This window comes from Aeromonas lacus (genome assembly GCF_000764665.1).
Taxonomy (GTDB): Bacteria; Pseudomonadota; Gammaproteobacteria; order Enterobacterales; family Aeromonadaceae; genus Aeromonas; species Aeromonas lacus.
Window position 1 is genome coordinate 78,050 of record NZ_JRGM01000144.1, and the last position, 14,699, is coordinate 92,748.

The window sequence follows — 14,699 nt, forward strand, 5'->3', positions numbered from 1 at the left end:
GGAAAAAATAGTCTGTTGAAAAAGCGGTAGTGAAGATGAGCCTTACTCTGCGGCGACCACCTGATAGGTGCCGCGCTGCATGGCGTGACGGCGCCAGCCGATCAGCACCACAGTGGAGATGAGGGTGCCCACCAGTGCCGCACCGAGCCAGACGGCGGCTGCCATCAGGGCGCCGTGGCCGCCATCGTGGAGCAGGAAGAGGGAGAAGATGCCAGCTCCCGGGGTGGAGAGGCCAATCCCCATAGCGCCCACCATGGCGCCGGTAACGACCGAGCCTGTGAGGAAGGAGCCGATCACCGGGATCGGATCTTCGATGGCCATCGGAATGGCGCCCTCGGTGATCCCCGCCAGCCCCAGCAGCCAGGTCGATTTGCCGGTCTCAATCTCGAAGGTCTGGAACAGGCGCGGCGCCAGCAGGGTGGAGGCAGTGACGGTAAAGGCCGAAACCATCTTGACCGCGCCGAAGATGGCGTAAGGGCCGTAGACGCCGTTGGCCATGGCGCCGAGGCAGAAGGCGTATGCCGCTTTGTTGACCGGGCCACCCAAGTCAAACGAGCACATAAAGCCGAGCAGGGCGCCCAGTACCAGCGCATTGGTGCCGGAGAGGCCGTTGAGCCATTCGGTGAGGCTGTTGTTGAGCCAGGCTACCGGTTGGCCGATGACAAACAGCATCAGGCTGCCCGCCACCAGGGTGCCGATCACCGGATAGAGGTAAAAGGTGAGAAAGCCGTTGAAGTTGGGGCCGAGGCGCACATGCTGCTTGACCCAGCGCATCAGGTAACCGGCGATCAGACCGCCGACCACGCCGCCGAGAAAACCGGAGCCAATCATGTTGGCAGCAAGCCCTGCCGCAAAGCCCGGGCCCAGCGCCGGTTTGTCTGCCAGCGAGTAGGCGGTATAGGCCGCCAGCACCGGCACCATCAGGGTGCCCAGCATGCCGCCGCCCAGCTTGCGGTACATCCAGAGCCAGGAGTTCTCGGTATCAAAAAGATGCTGCAGGCCGAAGATCTGCGCCAGCAGTACAGAAACGGCGAGCACGGTACCGCCCGCCACGATCAGCGGCACGGCAAAGGAGATACCGCTCAGCAGCGCCTGCTTGAGCTCGGTCTTGAGGCTCACCTTCTTGCCGCTTGGGGCATCGCTCTGGTTGGTGCTGGGCGTCGGGGCGGTGCGCCCACCCTTGGCCGCTTCCAGCGCGTCATTCAGGATCCGCTCGGCATGGCGGATGGGCTCGGCCACCGGCGTCTCGATACGGGGGATCCCGGCGAAACGCTCCTGCTCCTTGATGGCCACCTCGGCGGCGAAAATACAGGCCACGGCGGCATCGAGCGCCGCTTGCGGCAGGCGATCCTCGATGCCGTTGGCGCCCTGTTTCTCGACCAGTACCCGAATGCCCAGCTTGCGCCCAGCCTTTTCCAGATACTCGGCGGCCATATAGGTGTGGGCTATCCCCGCCGGACAGGCGGTGACACAGACCACAGTGGGTTGATTTGTATCTAAGTTGTCTTCTTTTGCTGGTTGCTTGCCACTTTCCCCTTCACCATCGAGCAGCGCCATCAGCTGCTCGGCACTTTGGGCCGCCAGCACCGCCTCGCGGGTATCGTCATCCACCAGGGCGGTGGTGAGGGTGGTGAGCAACTGCATATGGGTGGAGCCCGCCTGATCGGTCGGGATCGCCAGCATGAAGATCAGGTTGACCGGCTCGGGGCCGTCAATCCCCTCCCAGCCCAGCTCCTCGCTTAAGGTCGCGACGGCAAAGGCCGCTTCACGCACCGCATCGCACTTGCCGTGGGGCACTGCCAGCCCTTCGCCAAGAGCGGTGGGGCCCTGCGCCTCGCGGGCCATGACCGCGGCCAGAAAGGCCGCCTTGTCGTGCAGCTTGCCGGCCTGATCGAGCCGATCAGCCAGGGCATGAATGGCCGCATCCCGATCGGCAAACCGGGTTTGCAACGTGATGAGATGGGGGCCGGTAAGACTGGTCAGATTCATGATGATCCTCTGTCAGGTTGGCTTGCCAGCAAGCCGTCATGGTGAAAGTGACAGCGATGCTAACAAACCGGCCGACTGATTTTTGTGAGTGGTATCATACAATTCGTTATTTGTATTGTTTTTGTATTGTTTTGTCAAGGTGATTTGTTAGGTCAAATGAGGCTGAGCCGTTTTGTCTGCCGGGCAACTGGGGTAGAATGGCGCCTCTTCCATTTATCATGGCGCAGAGCCGACAAGGTGGCCTTTCGTGTCGAAAAAACCCATGTATCGCCAGATAGCTGACACCATCCAGCAGTGGATTGCGCAAGGGGAGCTGGCCCCCGGCGATGCTCTGCCCACCGAAGCCGAGCTGCGCGAGCAGTTCGGGGTGAGCCGGGTGACGGTGCGTCAGGCCCTCAAGCAGCTGACCGAACTCAACGTCATCGAGAGCATTCAGGGCAGCGGCAGCTACGTGCGGCAGGAGAAGGTGAACTACGACATCTATCAGCTCACCAGCCTCTATGAGAAGGTGACCGATCCGGCGGCCGAGACCCACAGCGACATTCTCGCTTTCGAGGTGATCAAGGCGAGTAGCGAGCTTGCCGAGCGGCTCAATCTGCTGGAAGGGGCGTTGGTCTATTACGTCAAGCGGGTGCGCTTTATTCGCCAGATCGCAGTGACGCTGGAGGAGACCTGGATGCCGCTCGCTCTCTTCCCCGATCTCAGCTATGCGGTGATGCAGGGCTCCAAGTACCACTACATCGAGGAGGTGAAGCAGCTGGTGATCGACCGCAGCGAGCAGGAGATCATTCCGGTGCTCCCCTCGGCGCAGGTGGTGGAGGCGCTCGGTATCGACCCTGCCAAGCCCATTATCGAGAAGGTCTCCCGTGGCTTCCTGCAAGATGGCACTGTGTTCGAGTTCAGTCGCAACTTCTTCAAGAGCGATGACTACAAGTTCACTCTGGTCGCGCGCCGCGCCAAGGGGTGAGCGGTCGCAAGCACCCGAGATGAAAAAGGCCACCACCGTGTTTGCGGTGGTGGCCTTTTTGTTTGGTTGATTAACGGGCCAACAGCCGGGCTGGATAGCCCGTTGGCTGGTTGTTTGAGTCAGCCGATCTACTGCGCAGAGTCCTTGACGATCCCCTCGACCCGTACCTGCAGGCTCCCTTGTGCCAGGGTGGTGATGAGCTGATCGCCGTTGTTGACCTGATCGGCGCGGTTGATGACTTCGCCACGCGCAGTGCGGGTGATGGAGTAGCCGCGCCCCAGAGTAGCGAGCGGGCTTACCCCGTCGAGGCGGGCAGTGAGCATGGCGAGGCGGTGGCTGGCCAGATCCTGGCGTTTGGCAATCAGGGCATGAAGCCGCTCCTCGGCCAGCTGATGGCGGCGCTTGCCGGCGGCCAGCAAGCGCTCCGGGCTCTTGCTCTGCAGGCGCAGCTCAAGGTTGGTGAGCCGCCGCTCTCCCTGATGCAGCCGCTGGCGCAGCAGTTGCTGTAAACGGGTGGAGAGCTCATCAAGACGCTGAGACTGCTGTTCCAGCCGCCGCTTCGGATCCTGATGGTCGAGCCGCTTTTGCAGCAGGATGAAATCGTGGCGGGCGGCGGTCTGCTGGCGGCTCATCGCCTGCAGCAGCCGCTGCTTGAGGTGGGCGAGGCGTTGGATGCGGGCCTGATTGTCTGGCGCCACCAGTTCTGCGGCGGCCGACGGGGTAGGTGCGCGCAAGTCGGCGGCAAAGTCGCTGATGGTGACATCCACCTCGTGGCCCACCGCGCTGATAACGGGGATGGCGGAGTGGGCAATGGCGCGCGCCACCACCTCTTCGTTAAAGCACCAGAGATCTTCGAGGGATCCGCCGCCACGGCCGACGATCAGCACATCCACCTCGGCGCGCTGGTTCGCTTTGGCGATCGCCGCGACGATCTGGCTGATGGCGGCGCTCCCTTGTACCTGAGTCGGGTAGATAAAGACCGGCAGATCCGGTGCTCGCCGTTTAAGCACGGTCAGCATATCGTGCAAAGCCGCGCCGGTGGCGGAGGTGATGAGGCCCACCGCGCGCGGTTCGCGGGGCAGCGGCCGCTTGCGGCTCTCGTCAAACAGCCCCTCGGCGCCGAGGCGGCGTTTGAGCTCTTCAAAACGCAGCGCCAACACGCCGTCACCAGCGGGCTGCATCGATTCGATGATCAGCTGGTAGTCGCCGCGCGGCTCATAGAGGGAGACCCGCGCCTGCACCAGTACCTGCATGCCATCCTGCGGGCGGAAGGCCACCCGCCGGTTGTTGCCCTTGAACATGGCGCAGCGCACTTGAGCCGACATGTCCTTAAGCGAGAAGTACCAGTGGCCGGAGCTTGGCATCGCCAGATTGGAGAGCTCGCCGGTCAGCCACACTAGCCCCAGATCCTGCTCCAGGATCATGCGCACGGCGCTGTTGAGGCGGGTGACGGTAAAGACCTGCTGCTCGCGGCCGTTCGCCGCACTGGGTGGGGTAAATCGGTTCAATGGCGTACCTGTGGTCTGCTCCGGCAGCGCCGGGATAAAACGATGGCCGCTATCTTAACCCGAAACTGGGGAGGGCGCTAAACAGGAGGTGCCTGCAGATCCCGGCACGCTCGCACAAAGGAATGAGTGGCCGGTCAGGGCCAGCAGCAGAAAAGCAAGATTGGAAACGCAGCCATTTATCCGGACAGGCAGTATGTCTCCCGACAAAAGCCCTCGCTATTGCCCGCATCGGGCCATTTTGCGGCTTGCCTCGTTGCCGTTGATATCTCTCGTGCCGTTTATATTCAGGGTTCCACGACCTTGACCACCTTTTACCCACCCCCTGTTTGGAGTAGCTCATGAATTCCTCGATCCCGTTAAGTTTGACGACCCGCTTGCTGCACTGGTCGGTCGCCTTGCTGATGATTGGCTTGACCCTGCTGGGTTATCTGATGGTGAAATTTGAAATATGGGATCTCTACGCCCTGCATAAATCCCTGGGAGTCATTGCACTGGTCTTGATCCTGCCACGGGCCATTATCCGCCTTGGCAAAGGGTGGCCGACGCCAGTTCGCCAATATCCCGCTTACGAGGCATTGGCTGCCAAGGCGATCCATTGGGGATTGCTTGTTTCAACCCTGCTTATTCCGGTTTCAGGTCTCTGCTATTCCGGCGCAGCCGGGCGTGGCGTTGCCCTGTTTGGCTGGTTTATTATCCCGATGAATCCAGATATCAATGATCCTGCCAATGTTATTCCATACAGTGAATCCATTCGGGATATTGCCCATGCCGTCCATGTTTACTTGCCCTATATCATGCTGGCCCTGTTGCTGGTGCATATTGTCGGGGCGTTAAAACATCACCTGCTGGATAAAGATCTTACCTTGCTGCGAATGCTTGGCCGGAAATAGCCGGTTCGATGGGGGTTGGGTCGCGGAAAATATCAGGTGGTCGGGTGTGCAGCAGCAAAGAGGAGGGCAAGGGTTGTTGTTACTGGCTTGGTATTGTTGAGATGGGGGGATGGTAAAGACCCGCGACTCACAGCCCGTCGCCGTACTGGATGGGGTATATAGGTTCAATGGCATATCTGTTGTCTGTTCTGGCTGCGCCGGGATAAGGCGATGGCTGCTGTCTTAACCTCCGGAGCGCGGCAGGAGCCGCTATCTGGCCCCTGCTTCTGATGACCCTCCTCTGTCCCCTTACTTGCCGTCAGGCTGACTGACAAAGGCAATCTTGTGCAATCCATGCTGGGACGCTTGCGCCATCACCCTGGCTATGATGCCGTACTCGACCCGCTTGTCGATGCGCAGCTGGAGCTCGGGCAACTCGCCCGAGGCTTTACTGGCGCTCTCCATCTGGGCAAGCAGGGCGGCCTCATCGACCTCCTTGTCGTTCCAGTAGATCTTGCCGGTGCCATCGATGGCGAGGGTGATGTCCTTCTTCTCCGGTTGATTGAGCTGGCTGCTGGCCTCCGGCAACTCGAGCTTGACCGCATTGGTGAGCAGGGGCGCGGTGATCATAAAGACGATAAGTAGCACCAGCATCACGTCGATCATCGGGATCATGTTGATTTCGCTGAGAGGCTGCTCATCCTCATCCCCGGGCAGGGAGCCGAATGCCATTATTGGCCTCCCGTTTTGGCTGAGCGCTGGGCAAGGCGGGTGACATTGCTGGCTGCGGGTTCAAAACCGGTCAGCAGCAGAGCAAACAGGTCGTGGGCAAAGGCATCCAGCTCAGCCATTTTCAGGCGGTTGCGTCGCACGAAGAAGTTGTAGATCAGTACGGCGGGCAGGGCGACGGCCAGACCAAAACCGGTCATGATCAGCGCCTCGCCAACCGGGCCGGCTACCTTGTCGAGGCTGCTTTGACCGGCAGCACCGATGGCAAGCAGGGCGTGATAGATGCCCCAGACGGTGCCAAACAGCCCGATAAAGGGGGCGGCTGATCCCACCGAGGCGAGAAAGGCGAGCCCCTGCTCCAGCCGTATCTTCTCCTGAGCGAGCCCCTGACGCAGGGCGCGCAGCAGATACTCGTCAGGGGATCCCAGACCCAGTGAGCGGGGACGGGCACCGGCTCGTTCCAGTTGGCCGATGGCTATCAGCGCCACATTGGTCAAGCGGCTATAGGCGTCTTGCGGGATCTCTTTGGCCAGTCGCTGCTCCATCTGTTGCACGTTCTCGTGCTGCCAGAACTGCTCGACAAACTGCTTGCCAAGGCGTCGCTCGCGCCAGGCAAACCAGAGCTTGAGCAGAGCAAAGTAACAGGTGCCGAGCGACATCAGTACCAGCAGCACAAATGGCAACAGGCCAACTCCGCTGTTTTGCGTGAGCAGATGGGCAAGCCCCATCCCGTTGTTGGCAATCTCCGGATCCATGGTTAACCCCTTATCTGAAAAATGATGGTGACTCTTGCCCAGGCCGCGACGGCCACGTTGTTCTGTTTGCCGGGAATAAAGCGCCAGCGGCTGACGGTGCGGCGCGCCTCCCTGTCGAGCCGGTAATACCCGCTGCTCTGGTCAACCTCCACCGAGCTTGCCGTGCCATCGGCGTTGACCCGTACCTTGAGGATGACCCGACCCTCTTCCCCCCGACTGCGCGACTCGTAGGGGTAGGGGGGCTCGGGATTGTGCAGGGAGGGATCTCGCGCAATGGGGGCGCTGCTACCCGTGGCGGCACGTTGGCTGCTGCCGCCTGTCGGAGCTGTGGAGTGGCTGCTGCCTGTATTCGAACTGTTGTCGGTGACCGGGCTCACAGGCATCGCGGAAGGCGTTTGCGATTGATGGCTGACCGCTGATCCGGCCGGTTTGGCGGCTGCATGGGCAACCGGTTTGACGATGGGTTTGCTGACTCTCTTTTTGACCACCTTTTTGGGGGACGCTGGCCGAACCTGCTTTACAGCCGGCTTCACGGTTGGCGCTGCCTTTCTGGCCGGTTGTTTGGCCGTCGTACTTTCACCTGCCCAGCGAGCGGAGAGGGTGATTGGCAGGGGCTGGGCAACAGGTGCGGGAGCGCGATCATAGGCAAACCAGAAGATGGCAGAGTGCAGCACGATGGCCATGGCCAGGCAGATAAGCTTGGCAGGCCCTATAGCACTATCCGTTGGCAGCGATATTTGCTCCGATCCTAGATAGCTGGACGCCATGACCTGATTCCCTTCCTGAACGTCATATTGATACTCAAATGGCAAGTTATGAGACGCCTGACCCGGCGTAAAGGCCGCTAGCTTGCCTCACTCGATAGCTATCAAACAATAATTATTATCAATCGCGTTTTAATCGGTTTGGCTTGGTGAGAGGCAGACCGATTGAGGCTCAATACGGCGCTTCGTCGGTGTTAAAAGCCCTCTTGTCAGCCTGATGCCTGTTACAAGAGGGCTTTTGATTCTGTTCCTGACAATGCCGGTGGGGCGGGTCAAAGCTCCAGCAATACCCCCAGCTCCACCACCCGGTTGGCCGGAATATGGAAGAAATCGGTCGCCTTGAGGGAGTTGCGATTCATCCATACAAACAGTCCCTCGCGCCAGCGGGCCATACCCGGAATATCGGTGCTGACCAGATTCTCGTGCGAAAGGAAGAAGGAGGTCTGGTTCATGGCGACTTTGAGATCGTGCTGGGCACAGGCTTGAAAGATCTCCTCCATGTCGGGGGTCTCTTTGTAGCCAAAATGGGCGACCACTTGCCAGAAACCATCTCCGAGTTGCTTGAGTTGAACCCGTTCGCTAAAGGCGAGCCAGGGTTCATCCTTGATGCGAACGGTGAGGAAAATGATCCGTTCATGCAGGATCTTGTTGTGTTTGAGGTTATGCAGCATGGCGTGGGGCACCACCTGCTCGGAGCGTGACAAGAACACGGCTGTGCCCGGCACCCGCAGCGGCGGGTGCTCAAGCATGTTGTCGACAAAGCGGGTCAGGGCAAACGACTTGTTCTCCAGCTTGTCGAGCACCAGCTCGCGTCCCCGCTTCCAGGTGGTCATCACCAGAATGGCGAGCAGGGCAAACAGAATGGGGAGCCAGCCGCCCGCCAGCAACTTGGTGCTGTTGGCGGCAAAGAAGGTGGCGTCTACCAGCAGCAGCGGGGCGCACACCAGTGCAATCAGCCAGCGTGGCCACTTCCAGCGCGTGGCGGCCACCACCATCAGCAGCAGGGTGGTGAGCACCATGGTACCGGTGACGGCGATACCGTAGGCGGCGGCCAGATTGCTGGAGGTCTGGAACCAGAGGATCACGATGACAATCCCCGCCAGCAGCAACCAGTTCACCAGCGGCAGGTAGATCTGGCCAATCTCCCGTTCGGAGGTATGGCGGATCTCCTGACGGGGCAGATAGCCAAGCAGGATCGCCTGACGCACTACCGAGTAGGTGCCGGAGATAACCGCTTGCGAGGCGATCACGGTCGCCATGGTGGCCAGCACCAGCAGTGGCAGGGTGAGCCAGGAGGGAGCGAGCAGGTAGAATGGGTTCTCGACGGCGGCGGGATTGCGCAGCAGCAGCGCGCCCTGACCGAAGTAGTTGAGCAGCAGGGCCGGCATCACCAGCGAGCCCCACGCCAGCCGGATGGCACCGCGGCCAAAGTGGCCCATGTCGGCATAGAGCGCTTCCGTGCCCGTCACGCAGAGCACCACAGCGCCCAGGGTAATGAAGGCAACACCGGGTCGCTCGACAATAAAATCAAAGGCGTAGAGCGGATTGATGGCCTGCAGAATGACCGGGTTCTGGATAATTTCGAGCGCCCCCAGCAGGGCCAGCACGCCAAACCAGAGCAGCATGATGGGGCCGAACAGCTTACCTATCCCCGCTGTGCCGTAATGCTGGGCACCAAAGAGGATCACCAGCACGATCAGCGTCACGGGGAGCACGAAGGGGGCGAGATCCGGGGCGATCACCCCAAGCCCCTCCACGGCAGAGAGCACCGAAATGGCGGGAGTGATCACTGCATCCCCGGCAAAGAGGCCCACCCCGACAAGGCCAAGCCGCATGGCGATGGCTCGGGCGCGGGGTGAGAGGCGGCGCGATGCCAACGAGGCGAGCGTCAGCACGCCCCCTTCGCCCTTGTCGTCGGCACTCAGCACCAGCAGCACATATTTGAACGAGACCACCACCATGATGGTCCAGAAAAAGAGGGAGATGAGGGAGAGAACCTCCTGCGGGCCCGGCTGCAAGCCGATGTGACCGGCAAAGCACTCCTTGAGGGCATAGAGCGGGCTGGTGCCCAGATCGCCGTAGACGACCCCGAGCGCCGCCAGCGTGATCGCCGCCCGCCCTTGGTGAAGCTGTCGACTCATTATGAAATTCCATTTCAATTCAGCGTGTTAGTCATGATACGCAAGAGTCGGATGCAAAGGAACAGGATTATCGGGAAAGCACTTGCCGGCACGAGAACGGGCAATTTTTGCACCAGTGAAACCATCAAGACGAACTGTGTTTCGTTGGTGCAACAGTGCCGTTTTATGCCTCCGAAGTGTGGCAATAGTGTGGCAGTAACGGGGACGTGACTGCCTCTCCGAATCGGTGATTTTTGCTCTGGATTGCGGCTGCTTTTATCGGAAAAAGTGGTGTAAAAATAAGCAGGTTGGCTGCGCTGTTCGGGAGGTTTTGATAGGGGGAAGGGGCTCCATTCTGACCGCTTGGGGAGGAGCGTTTGGCAAACAGGCTAGTTGCATAAAACATCACCTGGCCAACTCTTTTGCCCCGAAATGGCGGTTTTCGTACTGATAATCTTGGTTTTTTGGCGTTTTGGCCTCCTAAATGAGGGCTACGCCATAAAAAATTCAAAAAACTTCTTTACCAGTGACCAATCCGTGAGTAAACTTCGTCGGCAATATTTTACACCCCCACTTCCTCAACGGTGAGATATTGCCATGCTCAGGATTGCCAAAGAAGCGTTAACCTTCGACGATGTACTGTTGGTTCCCGCCCACTCCGAAGTTCTTCCCAATACTGCCGATCTGCGTACCAAGCTGACCTCCGCCATCAGCTTGAACATCCCGATGATCTCCGCTGCCATGGACACAGTGACCGAAGCCCGTCTGGCTATCGCACTGGCCCAGGAAGGCGGTATCGGCTTTATCCACAAGAACATGTCCATCGAGCAGCAGGCTGCCGAAGTGCGCAAGGTCAAGAAGTACGAAAGCGGCGTGGTCACTGACCCCGTCACCGTGCGCCCTGACATGACCATCGCCCAAATCAAGGAGTTGAGCCACAAGAACGGCTTCGCCGGTTACCCTGTGGTGACTGACGGCAATCAGCTGGTCGGTATCATCACCGGCCGTGACGTGCGCTTCGTGATTGACCTCTCCCAGACCGTTGAACAGATCATGACCCAGAAAGATCGTCTGGTCACCGTGCGTGAAGGGGCCCCTCGTGAAGAGGTGGTAGCCCTGATGCAAAAGCACCGTATCGAAAAAGTGCTGGTGGTGAACGCCGACTTCAAACTCAAGGGCATGATCACCGTTAAAGATTTCCAGAAAGCCGAGCGCAAGCCCCACGCCTGTAAAGATGACAAAGGTCGTCTGCGGGTCGGTGCTGCGGTCGGTGCCGGTGCCGGTAACGAAGAGCGCGTCGCTGCGCTGGTGGAAGCCGGCGTTGACGTGCTGCTGATCGACTCCTCCCACGGCCACTCCCAGGGCGTGCTGGATCGCATCAAAGCCACTCGCGACGCCTATCCGGATCTGCAGATCATCGGTGGCAACGTCGCGACTGCCGCTGGCGCCAAGGCGCTGGTTGCTGCCGGCGTCAACGCCGTCAAGGTCGGTATCGGCCCGGGCTCCATCTGTACTACCCGTATCGTAACCGGCGTGGGCGTGCCCCAGATCACCGCCATCTCCGACGCCGTTGACGCGCTGGAAGGTACCGGCGTACCGGTTATCGCCGACGGCGGCATCCGCTTCTCCGGCGACATCGCCAAGGCCATCGCCGCGGGCGCCAGCTGCGTCATGGTCGGCTCCATGTTCGCCGGTACTGAAGAAGCACCGGGCGAGATCGAGCTCTATCAGGGTCGTTCCTTCAAGTCCTACCGTGGCATGGGCTCTCTGGGCGCCATGTCCAAAGGCTCCAGCGACCGCTACTTCCAGACCGACAACGCCGCTGACAAGCTGGTGCCGGAAGGCATCGAAGGTCGCGTGCCGTACAAGGGCCGCCTCAAAGAGATCATCCACCAGCAGATGGGCGGCCTGCGCTCCTCCATGGGCCTGACCGGCAGCGCCACCATCGACGACATGCGCACCAAGGCTGAATTCGTGCGCATCTCCGGCGCCGGGATGAAAGAGTCCCACGTCCACGATGTGACCATTACCAAAGAAGCCCCCAACTATCGGATGGGCTGATAAAACGGGGCCCTGCGCCCCGTTTTTCCACCCTTTTTTTATCCCGTGCCCTTTGTGACAACATCAGCCTGATGCAGGAATAAAATGACTAAAGACATTCACCAGCACCGTATCCTTATCCTCGACTTCGGTTCCCAGTACACCCAGCTGATCGCCCGCCGCGTGCGCGAAATCGGCGTTTACTGCGAACTGTGGGCCTGGGACGTAACCGAAGAGCAGATCCGCGAATTCAATCCGAGCGGCATCATCCTCTCCGGCGGCCCCGAGTCCGTCACCGAAGCGGGCAGCCCGCGCGCCCCCGAGTATGTGTTCAACGCCGGTGTCCCTGTGTTCGGTATCTGCTACGGCATGCAGACCATGGCCGAGCAACTGGGTGGCAAGGTGCAATCCTCCACCGAGCGTGAATTCGGTTACGCCAAGGTGGAAGTGCTGGGTGAAGCTGGCAAGAGCAGCGCTCTGCTGCGCAACATCGAAGATGCCATCGCCGACAACGGCAATGCCCTGCTGGATGTCTGGATGAGCCACGGTGACAAAGTCACCACCATTCCGGCCGACTTCACCACTATCGCCCAGACCCCGACCTGCCCGCACGCAGCCATGGCCAACGAAGCCAAGCGTTTCTACGGCGTGCAGTTCCACCCGGAAGTGACCCATACCCGTCAGGGTGCCCGCATGCTGGAGCACTTCGTCAAAGACATCTGTGGCTGCGAGTGCCTCTGGACGCCGGCCACCATCATCGACGACGCCGTTGCCCGCATCCGCGAGCAGGTGGGTGACGATGAAGTGATCCTCGGCCTCTCCGGCGGTGTCGACTCCTCCGTGGTTGCCATGCTGGTGCACCGCGCCATCGGCGATCGCCTGACCTGCGTCTTCGTTGACAACGGTCTGCTGCGTCTGAACGAAGGCGAGCAGGTGATGGAGATGTTTGGCGATCACTTTGGTCTCAACATCATCAAGGTTGAAGCTGAAGATCGTTTCCTCTCCGCCCTGGCCGGTGTTGACGAGCCGGAAGCCAAGCGCAAGATCATCGGCCGCGTCTTCGTCGAAGTGTTTGATGATGAAGCGAAAAAGCTGAAAAACGCCAAGTGGCTGGCGCAAGGCACCATCTATCCGGACGTTATCGAATCTGCTGCCAGCAAGACCGGTAAAGCCCACGTCATCAAGTCTCACCACAACGTCGGCGGTCTGCCGGAAGAGATGAAGATGGGTCTGGTCGAGCCGCTGCGCGAGCTGTTCAAAGACGAAGTGCGCCGCGTCGGCCTCGAGCTGGGTCTGCCTTACGACATGCTCTACCGTCACCCGTTCCCGGGCCCGGGTCTGGGTGTGCGCGTCCTTGGCGAAGTGAAGAAAGAGTACTGCGATATTTTGCGCCGCGCCGATGCGGTCTTTATCGAAGAGCTGCGCAAAGCCGACCTCTACAACCAGGTCAGCCAGGCGTTCGCCGTCTTCCTGCCGGTGCGCTCCGTTGGCGTCATGGGCGATGGCCGCAAATATGACTGGGTTATTGCCCTGCGCGCCGTCGAAACCATCGACTTTATGACTGCCCACTGGGCTCACCTGCCGTACGACTTCCTCGGTCACGTATCGAACCGCATCATCAACGAGATCAACGGTATCTCCCGCGTGGTGTACGACGTCTCCGGCAAGCCGCCCGCAACCATCGAATGGGAATAAGCGGCACACGCCCTTCTACCCTTCGAGCATAAAAATGCAAAAAAGACGCCCTTGCGGCGTCTTTTCTTTTTCCAATCGTTTGCGCCGCAATTTTCTGCCCGCTAGCAGCTTTGCCCGGGCGCGCCCCTGTCACATCTAACAGGAGGTGATTTTTGGCATCGGCACTAGGCTCTTTCATGCCCATCGCGACCGGCCCTGATGATACAGCGCCAGCAAGCCTTATCAGACAAGGCGGGCGGCAACAGGGGCGCGATGCGGCAAAGGGGAGTCAGCGTGCCAACCGGCAGCGGCTCCCGGTGGAGACCGGAAACCACTTGAATCAACGGGGCGCAGCCCGATCGGCCAAACGAGTCGGGATCATAGAGCACGGAGAGTTTGATATGTCAGAACAAGCAGTGTTGGTAGGTGGATGGACCGCATATCACAAGCTGACCGCCGAAGATCAGGCAGTATTCAACCAGGCGATGAAAGGATTTGTCGGGGTACAGTACACCCCCTTTGAAGTCTCCACCCAGGTGGTGGCTGGCACCAACTACCGCTTCAAGTGCAAGAGCACTGTGCCGCTCGCCCAGCCGATCCATGGCGAAGCCGTGGTGCAGATCTTCCAGTCTCTGGATGGCTCGGCCCATATCACCTCCATCACCCCGATCTGATCGGGTTGCGGGCAAGGCGGGGAGGGGGAGATCTCCTAACCGGTTTGGCCCACATCTCAGTGATACGAAAGACGCCTGATGGCGTCTTTCTTTTATCCAGTTCTCTCGCTTGGAAAAGTTTGCCGCGGATATATTTTTTAAGTGCAAGTTATATCCGCTTCTTCGCGCGTAGCTAATGAGTAGCTGAAACAAGAGAAGGTTTAACCTTGAGTTACATTGGAACTTAGGAAATATCAGTAGATAATCATGCCATTTTCCTAGTGGTTTGTTATATGATGGTGTTGGATTCAATTAAGGTTTGAAGATAATGGAAAAAATCGCGCAACAGTATGATATTTCTGATTTGGCTGAGTTTATGCGTAATGCCAAAAAAAATGACAAGCCATTCGTATTCTTTACTGGTGCGGGATGTTCTTTTACTGCAGGGATCCCTCTGGCCAAAAAGCTAATAGAAGAAATGCATGAACGATTTAAGCCAGAGCTGAAGTTGTTAGTTGGTGAGGAACGAGAAAAATACGGAAAGTGTATGGCGCAAATTGGTCGTGATGATCGTAGACGCTTTCTGAAAAGCTATATCGATGGAGCTAAAATTAATTGGGCTCATATCGCC

The 14,699-nt window shown here is 59.3% G+C and carries 12 protein-coding genes; 6 read left to right on the forward strand and 6 right to left on the reverse strand.

Annotation, left to right across the window (positions count from 1 at the left end; all coding sequences use genetic code 11):
- Positions 1-42: 42 nt before the first annotated feature.
- Positions 43-1,989: a PTS 2-O-a-mannosyl-D-glycerate transporter subunit IIABC gene (mngA, locus tag LG31_RS0114700; RefSeq protein WP_033115202.1), complete on the reverse strand. Its 1,947-nt coding sequence runs from the start codon at positions 1,987-1,989 to the stop codon at positions 43-45.
- A gap of 247 nt (positions 1,990-2,236) precedes the next feature.
- On the opposite strand from mngA, the gene LG31_RS0114705 reads away from it, so the two are divergent.
- Positions 2,237-2,956 carry a GntR family transcriptional regulator gene (locus LG31_RS0114705; RefSeq protein ID WP_005337027.1) on the forward strand — a complete coding sequence of 240 codons (720 nt, stop codon included), beginning with the start codon at positions 2,237-2,239 and terminating at the stop codon, positions 2,954-2,956.
- A gap of 128 nt (positions 2,957-3,084) precedes the next feature.
- Here LG31_RS0114705 and xseA read toward each other — a convergent pair whose 3' ends face one another.
- A complete protein-coding gene (xseA, locus tag LG31_RS0114710) occupies positions 3,085-4,464 on the reverse strand; it encodes an exodeoxyribonuclease VII large subunit (RefSeq protein ID WP_033115203.1) in 1,380 nt (459 codons plus the stop codon).
- A 338-nt stretch (positions 4,465-4,802) separates the two neighbouring features.
- Between xseA and LG31_RS0114715 the strand changes: the two genes are divergently transcribed.
- Entirely contained in the window at positions 4,803-5,354 is a 552-nt protein-coding gene (locus LG31_RS0114715) for a cytochrome b (protein WP_033115204.1), read from the forward strand.
- A gap of 288 nt (positions 5,355-5,642) precedes the next feature.
- On the opposite strand, the gene LG31_RS0114720 is transcribed toward LG31_RS0114715, so the two are convergent.
- The 4 genes from LG31_RS0114720 to LG31_RS0114735 form a co-directional block, all read right to left on the reverse strand.
- Positions 5,643-6,065, reverse strand: a complete 423-nt coding sequence (locus LG31_RS0114720; RefSeq protein WP_033115205.1) for an ExbD/TolR family protein — start codon at positions 6,063-6,065, stop codon at positions 5,643-5,645.
- Positions 6,065-6,817: a MotA/TolQ/ExbB proton channel family protein gene (locus LG31_RS0114725; protein ID WP_033115206.1), complete on the reverse strand. Its 753-nt coding sequence runs from the start codon at positions 6,815-6,817 to the stop codon at positions 6,065-6,067. The genes LG31_RS0114720 and LG31_RS0114725 overlap by 1 nt, the downstream gene beginning before the upstream one ends.
- Before the next feature lie 2 nt (positions 6,818-6,819).
- Positions 6,820-7,584, reverse strand: a complete 765-nt coding sequence (locus LG31_RS0114730; protein ID WP_033115207.1) for an energy transducer TonB — start codon at positions 7,582-7,584, stop codon at positions 6,820-6,822.
- Positions 7,585-7,853: 269 nt separating this feature from the next.
- The gene (locus LG31_RS0114735; protein WP_084059640.1) at positions 7,854-9,740 is read right to left on the reverse strand and encodes a potassium transporter Kup; all 1,887 of its coding nucleotides are present in this window, start codon (positions 9,738-9,740) and stop codon (positions 7,854-7,856) included.
- A 558-nt stretch (positions 9,741-10,298) separates the two neighbouring features.
- Here LG31_RS0114735 and guaB point away from each other — a divergent pair.
- The 4 genes from guaB to LG31_RS20165 form a co-directional block, all read left to right on the forward strand.
- On the forward strand, positions 10,299-11,762 hold the full coding sequence (guaB, locus tag LG31_RS0114740) for an IMP dehydrogenase (RefSeq protein ID WP_033115209.1): 1,464 nt from the start codon (positions 10,299-10,301) through the stop codon (positions 11,760-11,762).
- 84 nt (positions 11,763-11,846) lie between these two features.
- The gene (gene guaA / locus LG31_RS0114745; RefSeq protein ID WP_033115210.1) at positions 11,847-13,436 is read left to right on the forward strand and encodes a glutamine-hydrolyzing GMP synthase; all 1,590 of its coding nucleotides are present in this window, start codon (positions 11,847-11,849) and stop codon (positions 13,434-13,436) included.
- Between the two features lie 380 nt (positions 13,437-13,816).
- Positions 13,817-14,089, forward strand: coding sequence for a hypothetical protein (locus LG31_RS0114750; protein ID WP_033115211.1), 273 nt, complete (start codon positions 13,817-13,819; stop codon positions 14,087-14,089).
- Between the two features lie 307 nt (positions 14,090-14,396).
- Positions 14,397-14,699, forward strand: a 303-nt coding sequence (locus LG31_RS20165) for a hypothetical protein (protein WP_050513470.1), incomplete at its 3' end; no start/stop codon positions are given.

What these genes read in the sequence shown, in the direction of transcription:
- mngA (WP_033115202.1), bottom strand. Translation starts at nt 1,989, where the DNA reads ATGAATCTGACCAGTCTTACCGGCCCCCATCTCATCACGTTGCAAACC.
- LG31_RS0114715 (WP_033115204.1), top strand. Translation starts at nt 4,803, where the DNA reads ATGAATTCCTCGATCCCGTTAAGTTTGACGACCCGCTTGCTGCACTGG.
- LG31_RS0114720 (WP_033115205.1), bottom strand. Translation starts at nt 6,065, where the DNA reads ATGGCATTCGGCTCCCTGCCCGGGGATGAGGATGAGCAGCCTCTCAGC.
- LG31_RS0114725 (WP_033115206.1), bottom strand. Translation starts at nt 6,817, where the DNA reads ATGGATCCGGAGATTGCCAACAACGGGATGGGGCTTGCCCATCTGCTC.
- LG31_RS0114730 (WP_033115207.1), bottom strand. Translation starts at nt 7,584, where the DNA reads ATGGCGTCCAGCTATCTAGGATCGGAGCAAATATCGCTGCCAACGGAT.
- guaB (WP_033115209.1), top strand. Translation starts at nt 10,299, where the DNA reads ATGCTCAGGATTGCCAAAGAAGCGTTAACCTTCGACGATGTACTGTTG.
- guaA (WP_033115210.1), top strand. Translation starts at nt 11,847, where the DNA reads ATGACTAAAGACATTCACCAGCACCGTATCCTTATCCTCGACTTCGGT.
- LG31_RS0114750 (WP_033115211.1), top strand. Translation starts at nt 13,817, where the DNA reads ATGTCAGAACAAGCAGTGTTGGTAGGTGGATGGACCGCATATCACAAG.